Source organism: Gracilibacillus oryzae, assembly GCF_009498735.1.
Classification (GTDB): Bacteria; Bacillota; Bacilli; order Bacillales; family Amphibacillaceae; genus Gracilibacillus; species Gracilibacillus oryzae.
Window position 1 is genome coordinate 143,673 of record NZ_ML762429.1, and the last position, 21,582, is coordinate 165,254.

Consider the following 21,582-nt stretch of genomic DNA (forward strand, 5'->3'; position numbering starts at 1 on the left):
CAATATTCGTTCCACTTATTAGTCTAGAAATCATAAAGCTTTAGAAAATGCGAGACTCTTGCGGGAACAGCGCGAGCTGAAGATCCACTTGGTAAAGCGGGTTTCTTTAACAAGTTAGCAGACCGCCGTGCCGGCAGAAAGCGAGTATTTTCCCCAGCGGTGTACTAGCATTATCTATATTAGTACATTAGTGAGTGACACACTATTGACATTTATTGTTCGGCTTTTAGATTAACTATTTTTGTTATGTCCCAGCCTTTTTCTCATCCCATCTGTTCCCTCGCTTGTTCTTCCCCAATCCGCTTCATATGACGACGAAAACAGCTCATAACCAAAAGGTGGGCATTTGCCTGCGTATATTTGTAAATAAACCATGGCATAGACGGAAGATAGTCATGTATCGCAATAATCGCCTCATTTGTCTCCGGTATTTTCCTGAATTCCAGACGTCCTCTTTCATTATGCTCGGCATCTGACAGGAAGCCTCCCGTTATATAATAAAGGTCACGGTCTTCCGTACTGCGGTCAGGCGCATAAGACAACTCAAGCAATGGTTTTTTGTTGCCGATCCAGCCAATCTGACAGTTGAGATCCTCATCAACCGTTGTACGCACCCAAGGGTTAAGGAAGTCTTCCAGCCATTGAACATAATACCTTGCCACTTCACCAACGCGATAGCCTTCCGGAAGCGGGATTCTTTGTACGGAGCGGACATCTCGTTTTAGCGGCCCAATGTCCGGTTTCTTCAGAATCTTACGTTTATTGTCTTCTTCTTTTAGCGAATAAGCCGCTGCTTCTTTAAAAGAGATCTTCCCATCACTTATCCCTTCTGCTTCTCTTTGTACTGTCAATGGGTGTTTCAGGCTATCCAGGAGCGGGTAAACCGTTTCCTTTGGTGTTTGTGTAATCAGGCGTAACCAAAGACGGGACAGATACAAGGAGAAAAAAGGGACATTATACATTTTCCGCTTTTTGCCCATTACCTCGGCTGTCTGCTCCATCATCTGCCGGTATGTCAGTACCTCTGGACCACCGAGATCATAAGAGTCATTCACTCTCTTTTCATCTGCAACAGTCTTATTCAAGGATTGTAACACATCTTTTAAAGCAATCGGCTGTGTCTTGGTTCTGGTCCACTTTGGTAAAATCATTACAGGCAGACGTTTAACCAGCTTCGCCAGTATCGGGAAGGAGGAACCCTTTGGCCCAACAATTAATCCTGCGCGCAAAGCTGTTACAGGTGTACCATATGCTCGAAGGATTTTTTCCACTTCCAGTCTGCTTTTCAGGTGTGCCGACAGCCTCTTTTCTCCTTGTGGCACAATGCCGCCAAGATAGATAATTTTCTTGACTCCCTGCTTTTTGGCGGCCTGGGCAAAGTTATCGGCAAGGATTACATCCATATCAGCAAAATTGCCCTGTGTAAGCTTGGCTGAAGGCATCATAGAATGCACCAGATATACTGCAATATCTGCACCCTCCAGGCCTTTTTCTGCATCCTTCAATGAAAACAAATCACAGGAACGCCAAGTGAGATCATCTGTATCTTCATGCTTATCCCCATTTCTGGAAAGCCCAATAATATTCATCCGTCCACGCAGCTTGGAAAGCAGATTCTGGCCGATATAACCGCTCGCTCCAGCTATTACAACAACAGGTTTGTTTTCTGACATATGTCCACATCCTTTTTATCTCTGGTACTAGGCTATACCCTTCGAGAAAGGGCTGTAACCAATTGGGAGGGTATTCAGTCTGATTTAGTTATTTCGCCAAATTTCTCATTAGGTCTCGCACTGGTTTCCATATTTCCTGGGAAATAACTGAATAATTATTGGGGAATATTCGACAAATTCCCTTTGCCGAGATTACCATAGCTGGTTCCCTCTATTTTAGCAAATCTCTCATTTGATTTTCTTCCATATATATCTTAATCTAGAATATAGGATAACAAAAGCTTAATCATAAGAAATGGAGACGATTACATGGAAAAAATTATCTTTGTCGAAACAGGGACAGGCATTGATGTACACGGACAAAATGTTACAAAAGCTTGTGTCCGTGCAGTGGAAAATGCGATTCACTATAATTCTATGCCAGGGATTAAAGATTACTTGCCAGGACAGGATTTGCATAATATGAAAGTCAACGTAAGATTGGCAGTGCCAATGGATAAAGAAAATGTTGATATTGAAAAAGTAAAACAGGAAATTCCTTATGGCACTGTTACTGTTGATATTATTGATGGAGGAATGGCCACAACATCTGGTATTATCCTTGAAGATAAAGATGATAAAAATGATCTGATGTATATCGTAAATGCCGCTGTCGAAGTAGGCTATTAAGAGGAGGAATCTTGATGAGATATGTTGCAAACACTGATCGTTACAGGGACATGGTTTATAATCGATGTGGGAACTCAGGGATTCAACTGCCTGCAATATCATTAGGATTATGGAATAATTTCAGTGACAATGATCCAATCGAAAATCAACGTGTGATGTTGTTTAAAGCATTCGATCTTGGCATCACTCATTTTGATTTAGCTAATAATTATGGCCCGCCAGCAGGTTCAGCTGAAATCAATTTTGGCCGGATTTTACGAGAGGACCTTGCTGCCTACCGGGATGAAATGATTATTTCTACCAAAGCAGGTTTCCGCATGTGGGATGGACCATATGGTGATTGGGGTTCACGAAAATATTTAGTTGCAAGCCTTGACCAGAGCCTAAAGAGAATGGGACTGGAATATGTTGATATTTTCTACCATCACCGTCCAGATCCAAATACACCACTTGAAGAAACAATGGCTGCTCTTGATCAAATTGTCCGGCAGGGGACAGCATTGTATGTTGGAATATCCAATTATGATGCCGATCAGACAAAAGAAGCAGTCAAGATTCTGCAAGAACAGAACACGCCATTTATAATCCACCAGGCAGCATACTCTATGCTTGATCGGAAAATTGAGCATGGTTTAACTGAGGTATTAGAGAAGAATAGCATTGGTTGTATTGCCTTTGTACCATTAGCTCAAGGATTGCTTACAAATAAATATCTAAATGGAATCCCAAAAGATTCTCGTGCTGCTAAAGATTATATTCCATTCTTAAATGAAAAAGATATCTCATCAAGTGTTTTACAAAAGGTCAAAAGCCTGAATGATCTGGCAGCTTCACGCGGCCAGTCACTTGCTCAAATGGCACTGGTCTGGGTGTTACAACAGAAATCTGTCGCATCTGCCTTAATTGGAGCGAGCCGTGCAAGTCAAATCGAAGAAAATGTTCGTGCGTTAGAGAATATCCAATTCTCTGCGGATGAAATGAAACAAATAAACGAGATCCTGAAATAATGGAAAACACCTCATGTCAAATGAGGTGTTTTTACATATGAATTTACCAAAAAGGAGCAGCAATCATGGAGTTTACTAGTAAAGAAGTTCAGCAATTAGAGCAGCAATTAATCGATATCGAAAATAAGAAAGTTTTGCCATCATCGGTTCTTGCTGTCATTTATCAAAAGAAGTTATTCAAATTATTTGTCTCTGAATCACTCGGTGGTAGAGGAATGGATCTGCCTGGTGCACTAAAGATTTTCCAGGAAGCCTCCACTATTGATGGGAATCTGGGCTGGGCTGTCACGATAGGTTCCGGCGGGGGAATGTTCTCAGCCAATTTTAGTGAACAGCTTGCCAAGGATTTATTTTCCCAGGAGAATGCCGTAATCGCAGGCAGCGGGTTTCCTGGTGGAAAAGCAGTAAAAACAGATGGGGGATACCTTGTGAATGGGGAATGGAAGTTTTGCAGTGGATCCCCATATGCCACTATTTTCACCGCCAACTGTTTAATAGAAGAGGAGGCAACTGTCCTTTCGTTTATTCTAAAACCTGAAGAAGTGGAAGTAATGTATGACTGGAATTCATTTGGCTTGGTTGCAACAAGCAGTCATTCGATAAGAATATCCAATCAATTTATCCCATCAGAGCGAACATTTTCTATAACGGAGATGAATAATAACTTTACGGAGGATATTCATCAGTTTCCATTTGTTCCATTCTCGGAAGCATCTTTCGCTTCTGTTGTACTTGGTATAGGGAAGAATTTTCTCAATGAAGTAAAAGTAAATACCAAAAAAAATAAATTAAATTGGGCAAAAGGCCATTTTGATAAATATCAGTTTGTCATTAGCAAATGGGAAAAGGAAATGGAAAGATGGAAAATTGCTGAAACAACCTTCTACAAACAGATCGATCAGGTATGGAACCTTTATCAAGAAGGATCGCCACTATCAGAAGACCAATTAGCAGAATTCTCACTAGTCTGTAAAAAGGCAGCTTCTACCTCATTAACCTGTGCCCAGAATCTATTTCGTTATATGGGAATGGAGATAGTAATGCAGCCTTCGAAACTGAATCGAATCTGGCGAGATTTACATACTGCTTCTCAACATGCTTTCTTAATACCTTATCGAGAAAATGAGTCAGATGCTTATGAGATAACTTTTGCAGAAAAATAAAGGAGATCTCCTCCCTGAGGTCGAAATAGTTAAAAAAAAGGAGGAGAGTTTTATGTATACAGTGAATGACCTTATTGTGGATCTGAAGCAATTTAATGATTGGGTTCTATCGCTACAGAAAATGGATAATGATCTGTTCTTCGAGCCTGTTAAGGAAGGCAAATGGTCTACAGCAGAGATTATTGTACATATTACATTCTGGGATAACTACATAATGGATGATATTCTGCCGAAGATGGCACAAGATGCAAACATTGAGAGTATTGACTTTGATACGCTGAATCAAAAAGCATCGCTTCACGCTAAATCAGGTATCTCCCAGCAGCAAATTATTCAGGAACAGATTCAGGCAAGAACAAACTTGCTTAAAAAAGTAACAGAAATACCTGAGGAGGATTTTTCTGTTACTTTCCAGTTGAATGGGGAGGCAATCGATGAATATTCAGGCCATCCTCATTCTGTATTTAATTATTTCTGCAGTTTTGTCTGGCACGATAATCATCACCGCAAACAGGTAGAAGCATTTCTTGAAAAGAAAGAATTACCACAAACTTGAAACCTTTCCCCTAATTCTACGTAAAAAGTGATAGAGCTAAATGAGTTAGGGTGATATTTTTGAACAAATATTATATAAACGATGTGCCTTTCTCCCTCTCAAACAAAAAAGCAATATCCGTCATGGATGAGCATGGAGTGGAAAAAGGATATATAACCAAAAGTAAATTATCAAATTTGGAAAAGGGCAGTGTCTTCTCTTATACATGTACAGAAAATCAGCAAAGTTTTATTTTAGGTATAAAGAAAAATGGGCTCAAAAGGTTTGTTCTTGCAGAATATGAATTGCTTTTTGAACAAGACAGCTATTATTTAAGTGATAATATCGGTAAAAATCTGCTTTATTTTTCTGTTGATGGAAAGTGGAATGACCAGGATATTCTATTCGAGGAAAACTGGTCAGGAGATATTGAATTGAAAGTAAATAAAGTGCATATGGCTACAATAAAAATAAATGATGGAATCTTCAAAACAGTATTTGAGTTTTCGGAGTCACTAGAAGAAAGTAATATAATATTTGCTGCCACATTCCTTATGTATTTTATGGTGAAAATATACAACGAAGAAACCGCCATTATTGAAGAGTTGTTTTTCTAACAATTTTAAAAAGCGTCTCGCTCTCATTCAGCGGGACGCTTCCTTTTTTCAACTCATACATGGGACACGATAAACTCCGCATTTCCCTCTAATTTATACTCATCCACTGTTGCAGGAATAATAAAGTGATCCCCTTTGTTAATCTCATATTTTTGTTCATTTACAATTAAGTTTGCTTCCCCTGTGATAACACTGACTTGCAGGAAATCACGATCTCTGACATTATCCACAGAACCTTGTAAGTTCCAGTGATAGACAGTAAAATATGTGTCTTTAACTAATTTCCTGCTCGTTAATCCTTGCTTCACTTCCTCTGTCTGCTGAAGAAGAGGAGTTTCATGCGGGACAGTTGTTACTTGTTTTGCCTCTTCTAAATGTAACTCTCTTGCATTTCCTTTGTCATCTGTCCGGTCATAATCATACACCCGATACGTGGTATCAGAGCTTTGCTGAGTTTCTAATATCACTATTCCTTTGCCGATTGCATGAATGGTACCACTCGGCACATAAACAAAATCGCCTGCTTTTACTTTTATCTTACGCAACAGTTGGTCCCATTTGCCCTGGTCAATAAGCTGCTCTAATTCGTCTCTTGTCTGTGCATGATGTCCAATGATCAAGTCCGCACCTTCTTCTGCACTCAGTACATACCAGCACTCTGTTTTGCCATAAGACTCGCCTGCTGTTTCACGGGCATACTGGTCATCTGGATGAACTTGGACAGACAGATTGTCATTTGCATCCAAAATCTTAATTAATAAAGGATATGCCTCCTTATTGTCAGTTCCCTTTTGAAATAACTCTCCATGGTTCTCCCAAGCATCCAGCAACGTTTTCCCCTCTAACGGCCCATTTTTTATTTTACTTGGACCATGGGCATGGGCAGATATAGCCCAAGCTTCTCCAGTTTTTGCATAAGGGATTGTATAATTAAATTCAGTATGTAACTTATCTCCACCCCATATTCGTTCTTTAAAAACAGGTAATAAAAAGATCGGTTCTTTATACATTCGCTCCTCACCCCATTTTACGATTTATCTTCTTTAAAGATACTATCACCTTACAGAAAAATCAATCTATATCACCTATTTATCCACATGTTAATCAGAAAGAAATGGAATACTATTCACATGTTAATAACGATTATGAATACATATCCACAAACTTATCCACATACCCACATTCATTTATACATATATCGTATAGAACATAAATTCGACTACCATATATATATTACTATTCACATACAATCCACAATTTGTGGATAACAAAATAAAAAGTGTGGACAAAAGTTTTTTCTTCTGTCCACACTTCTCTCCTTTTAATAGGATAATGTTGTTAACTCTACACTGGTTTCCTGCCTTTGCCCATCCCGATAGAAGATGATTGTTAATGCTTCTCCTACAGTTTTTCTTTCATATAAGTGCTTTCTTAAATCTACAATATCTCCCACTGGTTCGCCATCTAATTCTGTGATAACATCATATGCCTGCAGTCCACCTTTATCTGCTGGCGACAATGGCTCAACACTGCGGATATATATTCCCTGTTCAACTTCAGGAGGTAAGTTTAGACTTCTTTCCCATTCAACTTGGGCTACATCTTGTAAGGAGTAGGCTTCTACACCTAAGAACGGCCGTGTCACTTCACCTGTTTGTTCCAGCTCCTCGATAATTGGGATGGCATCATCAATCGGTATGGCAAAACCAATGCCCTCTACAGATGACTCTGCAATCTTCATAGAGTTAATACCAATTAACTGTCCTTTCATATTCAACAGAGCTCCCCCACTATTTCCAGGGTTAATGGCCGCATCCGTCTGAATTACTTCTGACTGCCAATCTGCTCTGCCATCTCCATTAAAATCCTGAGGAATGGCACGCTGTTTTCCGCTAATGATACCTTGTGTCACAGATCCTGATAAATACATACCAAGAGGATTACCTATCGCAATAGCAGGTTCCCCAACATGGACACCTTCAGAAACACCTAATTCAATTGCTTTTTCTGCATAACTTGCATCCATCTCTATTACAGCTAAGTCTGTATACATGTCACTGCCAATCAAAGTTGCTTCCACATTTTCCTCATTTGACAAGTTAACCTCTATTTGGTCTGCCCCTTGGATAACGTGGTGGTTTGTCACAATGTAGGCTGTATCTCCGTCAATTTTGTAGATCACTCCAGAACCTGTTCCTTGTTCACCATATTGCTCCTGATCCCATAAACTTTGTGACTGGATATTGACAACACCAACAACTGCAGGAGATACATCAGCAACAATTTCTGTTATTGTTGAACTTACCTCAACCTGCACATTTTGCAAATTTGATGAAATATTTCCCTCATTAACGTTCTGATCAGATTCTACAGCTTGTTTCTCTCCAACAATCACTTCATATGGCAATAAGCCATTGTTTACAAGTGACGGCAGCACTAGTGCAAATAGAAATGCGCCAAGCACCAATCCAGTGATTAAAGGAAGCAGCCAGCTGCTTTTCTTATTTTTCCGTCTTGGATAATGATCATCATAATATCCCAATTTGGTCACCCTTTACCATTTATTATTGATAATTCCTAACCAAATTCACGCTATGAAACTAACCTACTTCATATAAAGGTGTCGGTATCTTTGGATCGGTATCATGTAAAGTTACATCTTTACCAATAGAAAAGCCATAGTCTGTTAAGTTGTGCTCAACAGACATGCGCGCTAATTCTTTCATATTATTATCTTTACTTAAATGTGCCAAATAAATACGCTTTGTTTTGTCATTAATTATATCTTTTAATGCATGAGCACAATCCTCATTGGAAACATGCCCGGAATCACCAAGAATTCGCCGTTTTACACTCCAAGGATAACGGCCCATCCGCAGCATTTCCACATCATGATTGGACTCAAATACCAATGCATCCGCACCTTCAACTGTTTTTTTAATTCGCTCGGATACATAGCCTAAATCTGTAACAAGGGCTACCTTCTTGCCATTATGGTGGAAAACATAAAACATTGGCTCTGCTGCATCATGTGATACAGCGAATGACTCAACATCTATATCAGCAAATGTTTTCGTTTCTTCCATATTGAATAAAAACTTCTGATCAACCGAGAGTTTTCCAATTGCATTGTCCATGGCCTTCCATGTTCTTTCATTCGCATAGATTGGCAGATTATATTTTCTTGCAAAAATGCCGAGGCCTTTTATATGATCACTATGTTCATGTGTTACCAGTATTTTTGACAGTTCATTTGGATCTACTTGGGCTTGTTCAAAAAGCCTTGTTAGCTCTTTTCCGCTTAATCCAGCATCTACTAATATTTTTTCCTTGTCTGTTCCTATATAAAAAGCATTCCCTGTACTGCCGGATGCTAATACGCTAAACTGAAACGTCATTTTTGTTCACTCCATCTGTAAGCTCCATATTCTCTAATAATTGATTCAAAAACCGGATAATACTATCTTCTTCCCAATCCGAATCTAATGATTGAATAGCGCCTGTATCATTTAAGACAAAATCCTGAATATCTTCTTTCATATCCATGACAAAATCATTTTCATTTCTTGTTGATATATGACCTTCTACTGCATTGGCATAATAATAATCAGAGTCATTCACTTCCACACCCCATGTCGGCGGCAATACTTGTACCCCATTCGGCAACTGCAATAAGTTAAAGTAGCCAAACTCCATATTGGAGATGGTTGAACCTGATTCTATGTTGCCACGCCTGTACAAATCAGCAATAACCTGGGTCGGATTAGCAAGACTGTATTCCTCTTCTGGCTGTTCTTCCGCTTTCTCAAGAATTGTCTGCACATAATAAGCCATGTTTCCTGCTTCATTGACATGAACCATTAAAGTCCCGCTTATATTAAAGAAAATTGGCTGATCAAGCTTCTGGAAGAAAATATACGTATTTGTTTTTTGATCATAAGCATAATTCTCCAGATCATAATTATCCGCATTCCAAACGTTATCTGTAATACTTTCGCCAACGTTATCTGTGTTAAAAGCAGCCTGTTCATTAAGTCTTGAAACGATCATATGATTATCAAGCACAATAGTATCCTGATTCGGCAATTCATTAATGGCATCTAAGTCTTCCTCAGATAATTCTTTGCGCTGGGCATGAAGCATTGGTGCTTCAGCAGGTTCTTCTGGAATATTATCAAGTCCTTCAATATTTCCCTGAAGGTTATCTTCAAATTCCAATTCAGGCAAGACAGATACTGTATCCTGATTGTTTATAAATTGCTGTAATAGGAAAATATCAAGAATCAGAAAGCATAAAATGAATAGTGTCTTAATTTGTCCCCATTGCATTTGTCTGTCCTCCCTGATTAATAACCATACTTTTTGTTATAACCTGCCAGCCATTGTAAGTTTGCACACTCCATGTTGGAATAAGATCAAATACCTGTGCTGCCTGTTGTTCAATGCGATATCCTAATTGAATGTTAAGGATTCGATCTAATGAATAATGTTCGCTTTCTTCCAGGAAGCTGACCAGTTCATCTGCAGTCATTAACTTCTTATCTGACCTGTCATATGACTGGGTTAATATCATTAATGGTCTCGAATATTTAAATAACTTGCCATTAAGGTATTCTAAAGACATTGTCGCAATATCTTGTGATGAATTTAGTGAAAATACTGGGTAGTTATTGTATGTCATTCGATATTCAATTTCCTCTGAAGATACATCAAGGTCATACAATCGATATTCAATTTGATCTTCATCCTTCAACCAGCCATTATGTGAATTAATATGTTCGATCGAATTGGTTAATAACTGATCTCCAATACTTTGTAACGGCATACCCTCTGATTGATTTGACTGTGAAAATTCATTAGTAGAGTAATCGGTAAATTCCATAAAATATCTTCTGACTAACATTCCTCTACTTCCATCTGAATATGTTTGACCACCTTCAGGATTAGGCGAGCTCTGTACATCTTGCGGGTTCAGGAAGAATATACTCTGAAATGTCTCCGAATCAGTATTTATGGTCGTATAGCGAAATTGTTTTCCTTTAATGTTTGGGTCCTGTGGTAAATAAACCGTTTGGTCATTCCGCACTTCCACTGGTAAATAGGTAATAAATTCTCCTTCTGTAAATACTTCATCAAAATGCTTTATAACTTGAGGTAAATTTTGAATGTTTGCTCGAATATCTATCCCATAAGGATCACTATTTTCAAATATTATTTGACTGGTTTCTCTATTTTGATCTAAAAACAGCTTAATGCTTTTAAATTCTGTATCAATCTCCGATGGTTCATCTGATGAGAATATCTCTCTAATATAGCTTGAAGGCATGGAAGTCGGGAAAATAATCTCTACATAATTTCCAGACTCAGACTCCCCGCTGGAATCATTGTCATCAAGCATTCGGAAATCATATAAATGGAGCTGGGAAACATATTGAAATGTATCAAGTTCCTTCTCTTTTTCTGCAAAACCTACTATTGTTCCATCTCTGTGAAACACCATTTGATATGGTTCAAGCAGACTCTCTTTGTTCTCTTCTGCACCTTTTAATACGGCCTCTGTCGATTGATCTGTATTATCAGCAGTGTCAAATGAGCGGTCATAGTTCCATATAGCAAACGTAAGCAAAAAGCTTAATCCGACAAGAAAAGTTAGGATAATGGTTTTTACAAGTTCGAATTTCATCTTCTTCCCCCTCTCTTCAAACTCATCAGAGGCAGTGTAAAGTAGATGGTTGTACCTTGGCCTTCTTTACTGTTGGCCCAGATATGGCCATGATGTGCTTCAACAATTTCTTTAGAAATGGCAAGTCCTAATCCTGTACCACCTAATTCACGTGATCTTGCTTTATCCACTCGGTAAAAACGTTCAAAAATCTTGTCTACTTTCTCGCGGGCAATTCCTAATCCCTGGTCCTGGATACTGATTTTGATCCGCTTTCGTTCTCTAACAAGCTGGAAGGTTATTTTACCACCTTCTGGCGAATATTTAATCGCATTCGACATGATGTTATCAATCACCTGTGTAATCTTATCTGTATCAATCCAGACATCAATTTTCTCATCAGGAATTTTTCTTTCAATACCAATCAGCTCTGTTTTGTTCATTTCAAATCGATCTAAAATCTGATGAACGATTGGTACTAGATCTGTTTTCACTTTATTCATTTGCTTTTCCTTATGGTCCATTTTAGATAATTGTAATAAATCATTAACTAACCGGATCATTCGCTCTGTTTCATTTTGAGTTACTTCTAAAAATCGAGGAGCAATCTCTTTATCTTCCCATGCACCTTCCGTTAATGCTTCGATATAACTTCTCATCGTTGTTAATGGTGTTCTTAACTCATGAGAGACATTTGATACAAATTCCCGTCTTTCTCTTTCCACTTTCTCCTGTTCGGTTACATCACTGATAACCGTAATAAGGCCGGTAAATGTCTCTTCATCATCCTGAACAATTGAGAAGCTTGCCTTTACAAGAAACAGATCATCATCTGTACTAAAGTCAATTGTCAAAGAGCCTGTCTCTTCCAGTTCTTTGACATCAATCACTTTATCTTCTAACTGGAGAACTTCGACAATCTTTTGTCCTTTGGCATCTTCCGGCAATCTTCCTATCAGATTCGAGGCCGGGCCGTTAATTAATGTAATAACACCATGTTCATCAGTTGCAATCACACCGTCTGACATATTAGAAAGTACGGAGCTTAACTTGCGCCTTTCTTCCTCTGTTGTCTGGTTGGCAAGCTTTAAACGATCATTCATATCATTGAATGTGACAGCCAGCTGTCCAATTTCATCTGTTCCGTACACATTTACCTTTTTGGAGAAGTCTCCCCTTGCCATAATCATTGCCTGTTTCCGCATTTCAGTGATTGGTTTGGTAATGGATCTTGCAATAAGTATACCTAGAACAATCGAAACAACAATCGCAAATGCTGTTGCATTTAAAAAGATTTGGGTCACATTCTCTAATTGGTCATAAATCCCCTCAATGGACGCATCTACCTGCAGTACTCCGACAGGACTTCCACTTGCACTGTCGACAATTGGTACAATGCGTCTAATCGTACGTTTATAATCATCGGATTGATTACGGAACTCTTCCCTGGCAGGTTGGCCATATTGAAGAGCCACACCAATTTCATTTTCACCTGTAATCCTTTTTCCGACTCGATCTAATCTGGTTGAACCAACAATACGCATTTGAGAATCAATCACTTGTAAATCAGTAAAAATATCAGTCGAATAGCGATCAATAATATCTCTTACTTCTTGCTGTAATGATGGTCCTTCTTCACCATCAGCCGATCGGTCCTCTGTAAAGACTTCTTCCAGGTTTGCAACAAGGATGTGAATCCGTTCATTAAGATTATCATCAAAGCTTGTATGCAAACTGTTTTCTAACTGGCCAACAAAAAATGTTCCAATTACCTGAATAGCCAATAATAAGAACATCGTTAAAACGATTATTATTTTCAACCGGATAGATTGAAAGAAACTCACTCTGCTCATGTAGCATTACTCCTGTTCAGGATTACGCAAGTAATAACCGACACCTCTTCTAGTTACAATCCATAATGGATTACTCGGATTGTCTTCAATCTTCTCACGTAATCGTCTAACCGTAACATCAACAGTTCGGACATCGCCAAAGTAATCATATCCCCAAACCGTTTCTAAGAGATGTTCCCTCGTCATTACCTGTCCGATATGTCTTGCTAAATAGTGTAACAGCTCAAACTCCCTGTGAGTTAATTCAATATAATTGCCATCTCTTGTCACTGTATATGCATCAGGATGGACAACTAAAGAACCAACCGTAATATCATTCGTATCACGTTTCTGCTGGTCTGGTTCCTGATTCAGTCTTCGCAGGTTCGCCTTTACTCTTGCAATCAGCTCGCGATTACTAAACGGTTTTGTTACATAATCATCCGCACCAAGCTCTAAGCCTAATACTTTGTCTATTTCCGCATCCTTTGCTGTTAACATGATAATAGGCATACTTTTTGTTTTTCTAACTTCTCTGCATACTTCATTTCCATCTTTATTTGGCAGCATGATATCTAAAAGAATTAAATCCGGATCTTCATTAACAGCATACTCTATTGCCTGATCACCATCATAAGCACAGATTACTTCATAACCTTCTTTTTCCAAATTGAATTTTAATATATCGGCAATCGGCTTTTCATCATCTACAACTAATATTTTCTGACTCATAAAAGCACGTCCTTTTTTTAAAATTTATTATGAATAAAACTTCTCCTAATTATCTATTTTAACCGATATTCAGTCAAATGTCTTTTGTTCACCATTCCCTAAATTAGGAAAGAATGTGTAATTATCATGCAAGGTCTCTGACGAGTGTTCTGAATAACCAGCCGTTCATTTAATTGAAACGAAAAACCCTTGCTACTTTATTGGTAACAAGGGTTTATATATTTTCATTTCAGGGTAATCACTTAACAGATAGAACAAAGGCGCCTAATCTCTGGGCGCTGTAGCCGGACTTGGCCGTTTCTGTCAGCGAACATATACTTTCTTACCTCACTAGAAAAGACTGGCAGGATTAACTAATGAACCATTTTTATGGACTTCAAAGTGCAGGTGGACACCTGTAGAATTACCGGTTGAACCCATCACTCCAATGGTACTTCCTTTTTCAACTGTTTGGCCTACAGACACACTGATGGAAGACATGTGAGCATAAACCGTACGGTAACCATTGTTATGATCGATAACAATTTTATTACCATAACCGCCGCTGTTATAGCCAGCTTCTACTACTGTTCCATTATCTGCAGCTAAAATAGAACGGCCACTTGGTCTTGCTATATCAATTCCCTTATGGTAAGAGCCCCATCGTTCACCCATATGGCTGGAAATATATCCTCCAACAGCCGGCCAATGGAAATTACCAGTACCTCTGGAAGGGATAACCTTTGTTCCTTTTACTATTACTTTATTCACTGCTTCTTCTGTTACATTTTCTGTTACTGTTTCTTTCGCTACAGTTTTGCCATTCACTTTCTGAATCTCGTACTGAACTTCCTTTGAGCCGTCAGAACCTTCTTGTTTTACTTCTTTATCGCCTTTGTACATAGTTTCTGATTCTTTTATTTCAGTAGCATACTCTATAGTTTCTTCTACTTTTTGTTCTTCTGTAACTACTACTTCTACAAAAGGCTTTAATACCGTAACATTTAACTCATCGCCAATCTGGATTAAAGAGTCCTCAGTTAAACCTGGATTCAGTTCCATCAATTGATCGAGCGTCAGATCATGCTTAGATGCTATCGAACCTAATACATCCCCTTCTGCTACTGTATACTTCTTGTTTTCCAATGTTCCTTTTTCTAAAAGGGTCAGACCTTCTTCTACTGTTAGTAATTGGGATGCTGCAACCTTCTCTTCTATCATGCTGACATCTGCCGATAAGCTGACATCTGTAATTCGTGATTCACCAACAGACAGAGCATCCGTATCCTCATTATTTTCTAGCTGTTCTAAAGCTTCATTACTAACAAACTTTTCTTTATATTTCTTGATTACCGATTCCGCTTTCTCCTCATTTGAAAAATAACCGACTACTTTATCTCCAACTGTCAGTGCACTCGCTTCTACTTGTACAGTCAATTCTTCTTCTAAATAATCGATTACCTGTTCTTCTGAAGTTTGAGCAGTAAAGACGGTTTCCGGAACATATGTAATGTTCTCATCTATTGTATATGTGTAATCAGAATGCTGTGATTCTTCTTCTAAACTATCTATCTTTCGTTCTACAAAGTTAGTGATTTGCTGCTTACTATCTACTACACCGATATGTGTTCCATCAACATAGACATGATAGATCTCGGAAAGATCTGTTTCATCAGCAAAAACAGGTGCAGAAATACTGAATCCTATTACACCAGCTAAAACAGTACTTCGGAAAACTTTTTTCATATTTCGGAATTTGCTTTCTCGCATCTTGCATATCCTCCTATTTACCTATAATGATCCATATTATCTTTAATTCAAATGAATCACCTTTAATAAGGTAACATAGAATAAGGAAAGGTGAAAAGGGTTTTCATGGTAATGTAACACAACTGTATAATAAATACCAAAAAATAGAAAAAATATAACAAGATATTGTTGTATATTGTTTAAATGTGTAAATAAATGCCTCTTATGATAGAAAAAAGATGCAACCATAATGATTGCACCTTTTGTAAACTTCTTAACTATATACACTTCTCACAACATTTGTCTGTGAACGGTCTGGTCCTACTGAAAAGATGGATAATGGAATACCAGTTAATTGAGAAACTCGCTCTAAATAGTGGCGGGCATTTTCCGGCAATTCATGAAGGCTTTTCATTCCAGTAATATCTTCAGTCCAGCCTGGAAGCTCTTCATAAACAGGTTCACAATCTGCCAGCACCTTTAAGCTTGCAGGGAACTCTTCCATAATTTCACCTTTATATTTATAAGCTGTACAGATTTTTAATGTTTCGATTCCTGTCAGTACATCAATCGAATTTAACGAAAGATCAGTAATCCCGCTAACACGGCGGGCATGTCTTACAACAACACTGTCAAACCAGCCTACACGGCGAGGACGGCCTGTTGTTGTTCCATACTCATTACCGACTTCACGGATTCTGTCACCTGTTTCATTCTCAAGCTCTGTCGGGAATGGACCATCACCAACACGAGTAGTATATGCTTTGGATACACCAACAACATGATTAATCTTCGAAGGCCCCACACCAGAACCAATTGTAACACCACCGGCAATCGGGTTAGAAGATGTAACAAAAGGATAGGTTCCCTGATCGATATCCAGCATAACTCCCTGTGCACCTTCAAATAAAACACGACGGCCGTCATCTAATGCATCATTAAGTACAACAGATGTATCTACAACATATTTTTTAATTTGCTGACCATACTCAAAATATTCGTCTAAGATATCTTCCACTTGTACTAAATCTGTTTCATATACTTTTTCAAACAGACGGTTTTTCTCTTTTAAATTCATTTCCAGCTTTTCTTTAAATGCTTCCTTATCTAATAAATCGGCAATTCTGATTCCAACACGTGCTGCTTTATCCATATAAGCTGGTCCGATCCCTTTACGTGTTGTTCCAATTTTATTTGCACCTTTTTCATCTTCCTGAAGGGCATCTAATTTCAAGTGATATGGAAGGATAACATGTGCACGGTTGCTGATACGTAAGTTATCTGTGTTCACATCTTTATCATGTAAATATGCCAGTTCTTCTACTAATGCCTTCGGATCGATAACCATTCCGTTCCCTAATACACAAACTTTATCATCAAAGAAGATCCCTGAAGGAATCAAATGTAATTTATATGTAATTCCATCAAATTTAATTGTATGACCTGCGTTATTTCCACCTTGGTATCTTGCTACAACTTCCGCATTTTGAGAAAGAAAATCTGTAATCTTTCCTTTACCTTCGTCTCCCCATTGTGTTCCCACTACTACTACTGAAGACATATACGGCACCTCCGCCTAATCATTTTATTAATACGTTAACAATTTTACCAATCCAAGTGAGTAATGTCAATTTTATTTACGAACAATCTTAGTGCTTAATGATTTATCGTTCGTAAAATTACAAACATGTATGAAGTATGAAATATATAGTAGTTTCTACACTTTTAGAAATAATTATACTGTTTCTTATCCCATTTTTAATGTATAAAAAAGACCACGCAGAATAACTGCACTGGTCTTAAGCTGGTGGTATATCACTATCCTGATAGCGATGGTCTAAATCAACAAATTTATTATATTCTTTTACAAAGGCGAGCTCTACTGTCCCAACAGGACCATTACGTTGCTTTGCAAGAATTATTTCAATAATGTTCTGTTTCTCTGATTCTTTATCATAATAATCATCTCTGTATAAGAATCCAACAATATCAGCGTCCTGCTCAATACTCCCAGACTCCCTCAAATCCGACATCATTGGCCGTTTATCTTGTCTTGTTTCCACACCACGGGACAGCTGGGATAAAGCAATTAGAGGAACATTCAATTCTCTTGCCAGCCCTTTTAAGGAACGGGAGATCTCTGATACCTCTTGCTGGCGGTTTTCTTTTGAGTTAATACTACCCTGAATCAGCTGTAAATAATCTATCAAAATCATGCCAAGCCCGTGCTCTTGTTTTAACCTTCTGCATTTAGAGCGGATTTCACTTACACGGATACCTGGTGTATCGTCAATAAAAATCCCCGCATTGGACAAACTCCCCATTGCCAGTGATAATTTACGCCAGTCTTCTTCTTCTAATGATCCTGTTCGTAATCTTTGGGCATCAATATTGCCTTCTGCACAAAGCATACGTGAAACTAACTGGTCTGCCCCCATCTCCAGACTGAAGATGGCAACATTCTCATCTGTTCTTATCGCAACATTTTGTGCAATATTCAGGGCAAATGCTGTCTTACCAACAGATGGTCTTGCTGCAACAATGATTAAATCATTGCGCTGGAACCCTGAAGTAATCTTATCTAAGTCACGGAAGCCTGTTGCAATCCCTGTGACTTCCCCTTTGTTTTTATGCAATTGATCTATATTATCATAAACATTTATCAAGACATCTTTAATATTTTTAAAGGAAGAAGCGTTTTTTCGATTAGATACTTCGAGAATGCGTCGCTCCGACTCATTCATTACCTCTTCCACTTCATCTTCTTTTTCAAAGCTGTCTGTGACAATATCTGTAGCTGTTCGGATTAATCTGCGCAGAATTGATTTCTCTTCAACAATCCGGCAATAATAGGAAATATTTGCCGCTGTTGGAACAGCATTAGCCAAATCACTTAAATAAGAAACCCCGCCGACATCTTCCAGTTGCTTACTGTTTGATAAACTAGTAGTAACTGTAACAATATCAATCGGTTCTCCTCTATCAGAAAGTGTCATCATCACACGGAAAATAATCTGATGACTTGCTCGGTAGAAATCCTCTGGTAACAATATTTCGGAAGCAGTTGAGAGCGCATCAGGCTCTAAAAAAACTGCGCCTAATACTGCTTGTTCAGCTTCCATATTATGTGGCGGTGTCCGGCCTTGTAATGCATCACTCATTTTTTCTCACCTCTTAGAATTAACAGAAATACAACCCATTCTATAACGAAACCTGCAGAAAAACAATAGATTTTGCAAAAAAAAAAAATAGAGGCTGAGACAAAACTATATTATACGTACCAAAACCCGAACATTCGATAGCTTGTCCGGGTTTTTGTTCATGAAAAATCTGATTCATATTTCGCTCCGTCAAAATACTTCGCTTTCCTGCGGGATCTTCGGCTCGCGCTGTTCCTGCAGGAGTCTGCGCATTTTGACTACGCTTAGTATGTGCGTACATTTTCTACAGTATAGTATCGTTCGTATTTTAGTTTAAGTATTTTAGTTGTCTCCCAGGCTCAATTTCTTTATGCTTCTACAACATGTACTTTGATTGTTCCAGTAACTTCTGGATGAATCTTTACAGGTACATTCGTATACCCTAACGTACGGATTGGCTGATCTAATTCGATTTTACGCTTGTCCATTTTTATATCATGTGATTTCTTTAATTCTTCTGCTATTTGTTTACTTGTAATAGAGCCAAATAAGCGGCCGGCATCACCAGATTTTGCGGTAAGCTTTACTTCCAGCTTTTCGAGCTTTTCTTTTAGCTGTTTTGCCTCATTTACTTCTTCTTCCTCTTGCTTTGCCTGTTTATTTTTTTGTGCTTTTAATGCACTCATATTTGCAGAATTTGCTTCTACTGCTAAGTTGTGTTTCAAAAGATAGTTTCTCGCATATCCATCAGATACGTTTTTTACTTCTCCTTTTTTTCCTTGCCCTTTCACGTCTTTGGTTAAGATTACTTTCATTGCTGATCTCCTCCTTCATAATACTCATCAATTATCTCTTTAAGCCATTCATAGGCATCTATAACAGATACATCATCAAGCTGTGTAGCTGCATTTGTCAAATGCCCGCCACCATTCATTTTCTCCATAATAACCTGAACATTTACTTTGCCAAGTGAGCGTGCACTAATACCAATTCTACCATCTTTCCGCTCAGAAATAACAAATGATGCTTCAATACCAGTCATTGTTAATAAGGTATCTGCCGCCTGGGCAATAACAACAGGTCCGTAAGTCTCTCTTGAATTTCCAACAGAAATGGCAAGATTGCCTCTGTATATATTCGTGTTCTCAATTAAGCGACTGCGTTTCACATAGATCTCCAGGTCTTCTTTAAGGAATTTCTGCACAAGTACTGTGTCAGCACCTCTGGAGCGTAAATAAGAGGCAGCATCAAATGTCCTTGAGCCAGTTCTTAATGTAAAACTTTTTGTATCAACAATAATCCCTGCAAGTAATGCGGTTGATTCTAACATATTTAAACTTAATTTGTTCGGTTGATATTCCAGAAGTTCTGTTACAAGCTCTGCTGTTGAAGAGGCATATGGCTCCATATAAACAAGAGTAGGGTTTTCAATAAATTCCTCACCTCTTCGGTGATGATCAATCACAACAACATGCTCTGTTTTTTGGACTAGCTTCTCTTCAATTGTGATCGATGGCTTATGTGTATCAACGACTACGAGCAAAGTATTTTTCGTTACAATATCCAATGCTGATTCTGGATCAATAAAATGAGACCATAAATTCTCATCTTCTTTAATCTCATCCACCAGTCTCTGGACACCTGTATCAATATCATTTTCATCAAGTACAACAAAGCCTTCTACATCATTTGCTAAAGCTATCTTCAGAACACCAATAGATGCGCCGACAGAGTCCATGTCCGGAGCCCTGTGCCCCATAATTAACACCTGGTCACTTTCTTTAACCAACTCTTTTAAGGCATGAGAGATAACTCTCGCTCGGACTCTTGTTCTTTTTTCCATTGGATTCGTTTTTCCACCATAGAAGCGGACTTTGCCTGACTGCTCATCTTTTACTACAACCTGGTCTCCCCCTCGTCCTAATGCGAGGTCCAGACTGGATTGTGTTAACTCACCCAACGCTGGCAGTGATGCTCCCCCTAATCCAATCCCTATACTTAGTGTCAGCGGTACATTACTGTCTGTTATTAATTCTCTTACATTGTCTAAAATTTCAAACTTGGACTTTTCTAATTGCTCGAGAATTTCCTGGTTTAAAACAGCTAAAAAGCGTTCCTGTGAGATCCTCTTTAAATAAATTCCATTCTCGTTCGACCAATTGTTCAGATGCGAAGTTACTTGAGAGTTAATTTGGCTTTTTGCTGTATCATCCATGTTCTGGGTAATTTCATCATAATTGTCTAAAAAAATGATTCCCAGAACTGTCTTTTCCTGAATATATAATTGTTGTAATTCTGTTTGTTTGGTGCGATCAAAGAAATATAATAACCGCTCATCTCTTTTGTTATAAATCTGATAATCGGACTCATTGATATGTAACCAGAAATTATCTTTACTCTCATCCTTTATTTGAGATATTAATTGTTCTGATAGAATTTCCAATTCCTCGCCAACTAATGTTTCCTGTGTTGTGAACTGGTTCATATATGGATTCGTCCATTCAATCTGATAATCATCGCCATACAACACAATCCCAAAAGGCATTTCCAGCAATGCTTCTTCTCCGACCTTTTTCACACGATAAGATATAGTAGAAATATATGCCTCTGTCTGATTTACAATTTGTTGTTCTTTTTTCACACTATAATATAAAGAAATAGTAAAAAGAACAGTCATTACAGTACCTAAGATCCACTCATAATAAAATAAAAAAACTAATAAAATAAAGGATAGTAGATAGATGCCTATAATATGTCTGCCTATTTTTAGTTTCTTGAAGAATTCAAACGGCATTTCTGTCAGCTCCTAACTTAAGCATACGTA

At 38.2% G+C, this 21,582-nt stretch carries 18 protein-coding genes; 5 read left to right on the forward strand and 13 right to left on the reverse strand.

Annotated elements, in window-relative coordinates; translation table 11 throughout:
* Positions 1-263 precede the first annotated feature (263 nt).
* Complete coding sequence (locus tag F9U64_RS09925; RefSeq protein WP_153402944.1) at positions 264-1,673, reverse strand: NAD(P)H-binding protein; 1,410 nt, start codon at positions 1,671-1,673, stop codon at positions 264-266.
* A 309-nt stretch (positions 1,674-1,982) separates the two neighbouring features.
* On the opposite strand from F9U64_RS09925, the gene F9U64_RS09930 reads away from it, so the two are divergent.
* From F9U64_RS09930 to F9U64_RS09950, 5 genes are all read left to right on the forward strand, one after another.
* On the forward strand, positions 1,983-2,342 hold the full coding sequence (locus F9U64_RS09930) for a Lin0512 family protein (protein WP_153402946.1): 360 nt from the start codon (positions 1,983-1,985) through the stop codon (positions 2,340-2,342).
* A gap of 14 nt (positions 2,343-2,356) precedes the next feature.
* Positions 2,357-3,349 (forward strand): L-glyceraldehyde 3-phosphate reductase, encoded by a 993-nt coding sequence (mgrA, locus tag F9U64_RS09935; RefSeq protein WP_153402948.1) that lies wholly within the window; start codon positions 2,357-2,359, stop codon positions 3,347-3,349.
* Positions 3,350-3,414: 65 nt separating this feature from the next.
* A complete protein-coding gene (locus tag F9U64_RS09940; RefSeq protein WP_153402950.1) occupies positions 3,415-4,512 on the forward strand; it encodes an acyl-CoA dehydrogenase family protein in 1,098 nt (365 codons plus the stop codon).
* Positions 4,513-4,564: 52 nt separating this feature from the next.
* Positions 4,565-5,068, forward strand: a complete 504-nt coding sequence (locus F9U64_RS09945) for a DinB family protein (RefSeq protein WP_153402952.1) — start codon at positions 4,565-4,567, stop codon at positions 5,066-5,068.
* A 59-nt stretch (positions 5,069-5,127) separates the two neighbouring features.
* Entirely contained in the window at positions 5,128-5,664 is a 537-nt protein-coding gene (locus F9U64_RS09950) for a hypothetical protein (protein ID WP_153402954.1), read from the forward strand.
* Positions 5,665-5,717: 53 nt separating this feature from the next.
* On the opposite strand, the gene manA is transcribed toward F9U64_RS09950, so the two are convergent.
* The 12 genes from manA to F9U64_RS10010 form a co-directional block, all read right to left on the reverse strand.
* On the reverse strand, positions 5,718-6,674 hold the full coding sequence (gene manA, locus F9U64_RS09955) for a mannose-6-phosphate isomerase, class I (RefSeq protein ID WP_153402956.1): 957 nt from the start codon (positions 6,672-6,674) through the stop codon (positions 5,718-5,720).
* Between the two features lie 311 nt (positions 6,675-6,985).
* Complete coding sequence (locus F9U64_RS09960) at positions 6,986-8,206, reverse strand: S1C family serine protease (RefSeq protein ID WP_153402958.1); 1,221 nt, start codon at positions 8,204-8,206, stop codon at positions 6,986-6,988.
* Positions 8,207-8,264: 58 nt separating this feature from the next.
* Complete coding sequence (locus tag F9U64_RS09965) at positions 8,265-9,062, reverse strand: MBL fold metallo-hydrolase (RefSeq protein WP_153402960.1); 798 nt, start codon at positions 9,060-9,062, stop codon at positions 8,265-8,267.
* Positions 9,046-9,993: a two-component system regulatory protein YycI gene (locus F9U64_RS09970; RefSeq protein WP_153402962.1), complete on the reverse strand. Its 948-nt coding sequence runs from the start codon at positions 9,991-9,993 to the stop codon at positions 9,046-9,048. The genes F9U64_RS09965 and F9U64_RS09970 overlap by 17 nt, the downstream gene beginning before the upstream one ends.
* Entirely contained in the window at positions 9,974-11,347 is a 1,374-nt protein-coding gene (locus tag F9U64_RS09975) for a YycH family regulatory protein (RefSeq protein WP_153402964.1), read from the reverse strand. The genes F9U64_RS09970 and F9U64_RS09975 overlap by 20 nt, the downstream gene beginning before the upstream one ends.
* Positions 11,344-13,179: a cell wall metabolism sensor histidine kinase WalK gene (walK, locus tag F9U64_RS09980; RefSeq protein WP_153402966.1), complete on the reverse strand. Its 1,836-nt coding sequence runs from the start codon at positions 13,177-13,179 to the stop codon at positions 11,344-11,346. The genes F9U64_RS09975 and walK overlap by 4 nt, the downstream gene beginning before the upstream one ends.
* A 6-nt stretch (positions 13,180-13,185) precedes the next feature.
* Entirely contained in the window at positions 13,186-13,890 is a 705-nt protein-coding gene (yycF, locus tag F9U64_RS09985) for a response regulator YycF (protein WP_153402968.1), read from the reverse strand.
* Between the two features lie 330 nt (positions 13,891-14,220).
* Entirely contained in the window at positions 14,221-15,639 is a 1,419-nt protein-coding gene (locus F9U64_RS09990; RefSeq protein ID WP_153402970.1) for a M23 family metallopeptidase, read from the reverse strand.
* A 253-nt stretch (positions 15,640-15,892) separates the two neighbouring features.
* Positions 15,893-17,179, reverse strand: a complete 1,287-nt coding sequence (locus F9U64_RS09995; RefSeq protein WP_153402972.1) for an adenylosuccinate synthase — start codon at positions 17,177-17,179, stop codon at positions 15,893-15,895.
* 238 nt (positions 17,180-17,417) lie between these two features.
* Positions 17,418-18,779 (reverse strand): replicative DNA helicase, encoded by a 1,362-nt coding sequence (dnaB, locus tag F9U64_RS10000; protein ID WP_153402973.1) that lies wholly within the window; start codon positions 18,777-18,779, stop codon positions 17,418-17,420.
* A 347-nt stretch (positions 18,780-19,126) separates the two neighbouring features.
* Complete coding sequence (rplI, locus tag F9U64_RS10005; protein WP_153402975.1) at positions 19,127-19,573, reverse strand: 50S ribosomal protein L9; 447 nt, start codon at positions 19,571-19,573, stop codon at positions 19,127-19,129.
* Positions 19,570-21,552: a DHH family phosphoesterase gene (locus F9U64_RS10010; protein WP_153402977.1), complete on the reverse strand. Its 1,983-nt coding sequence runs from the start codon at positions 21,550-21,552 to the stop codon at positions 19,570-19,572. The genes rplI and F9U64_RS10010 overlap by 4 nt, the downstream gene beginning before the upstream one ends.
* Positions 21,553-21,582 lie beyond the last annotated feature (30 nt).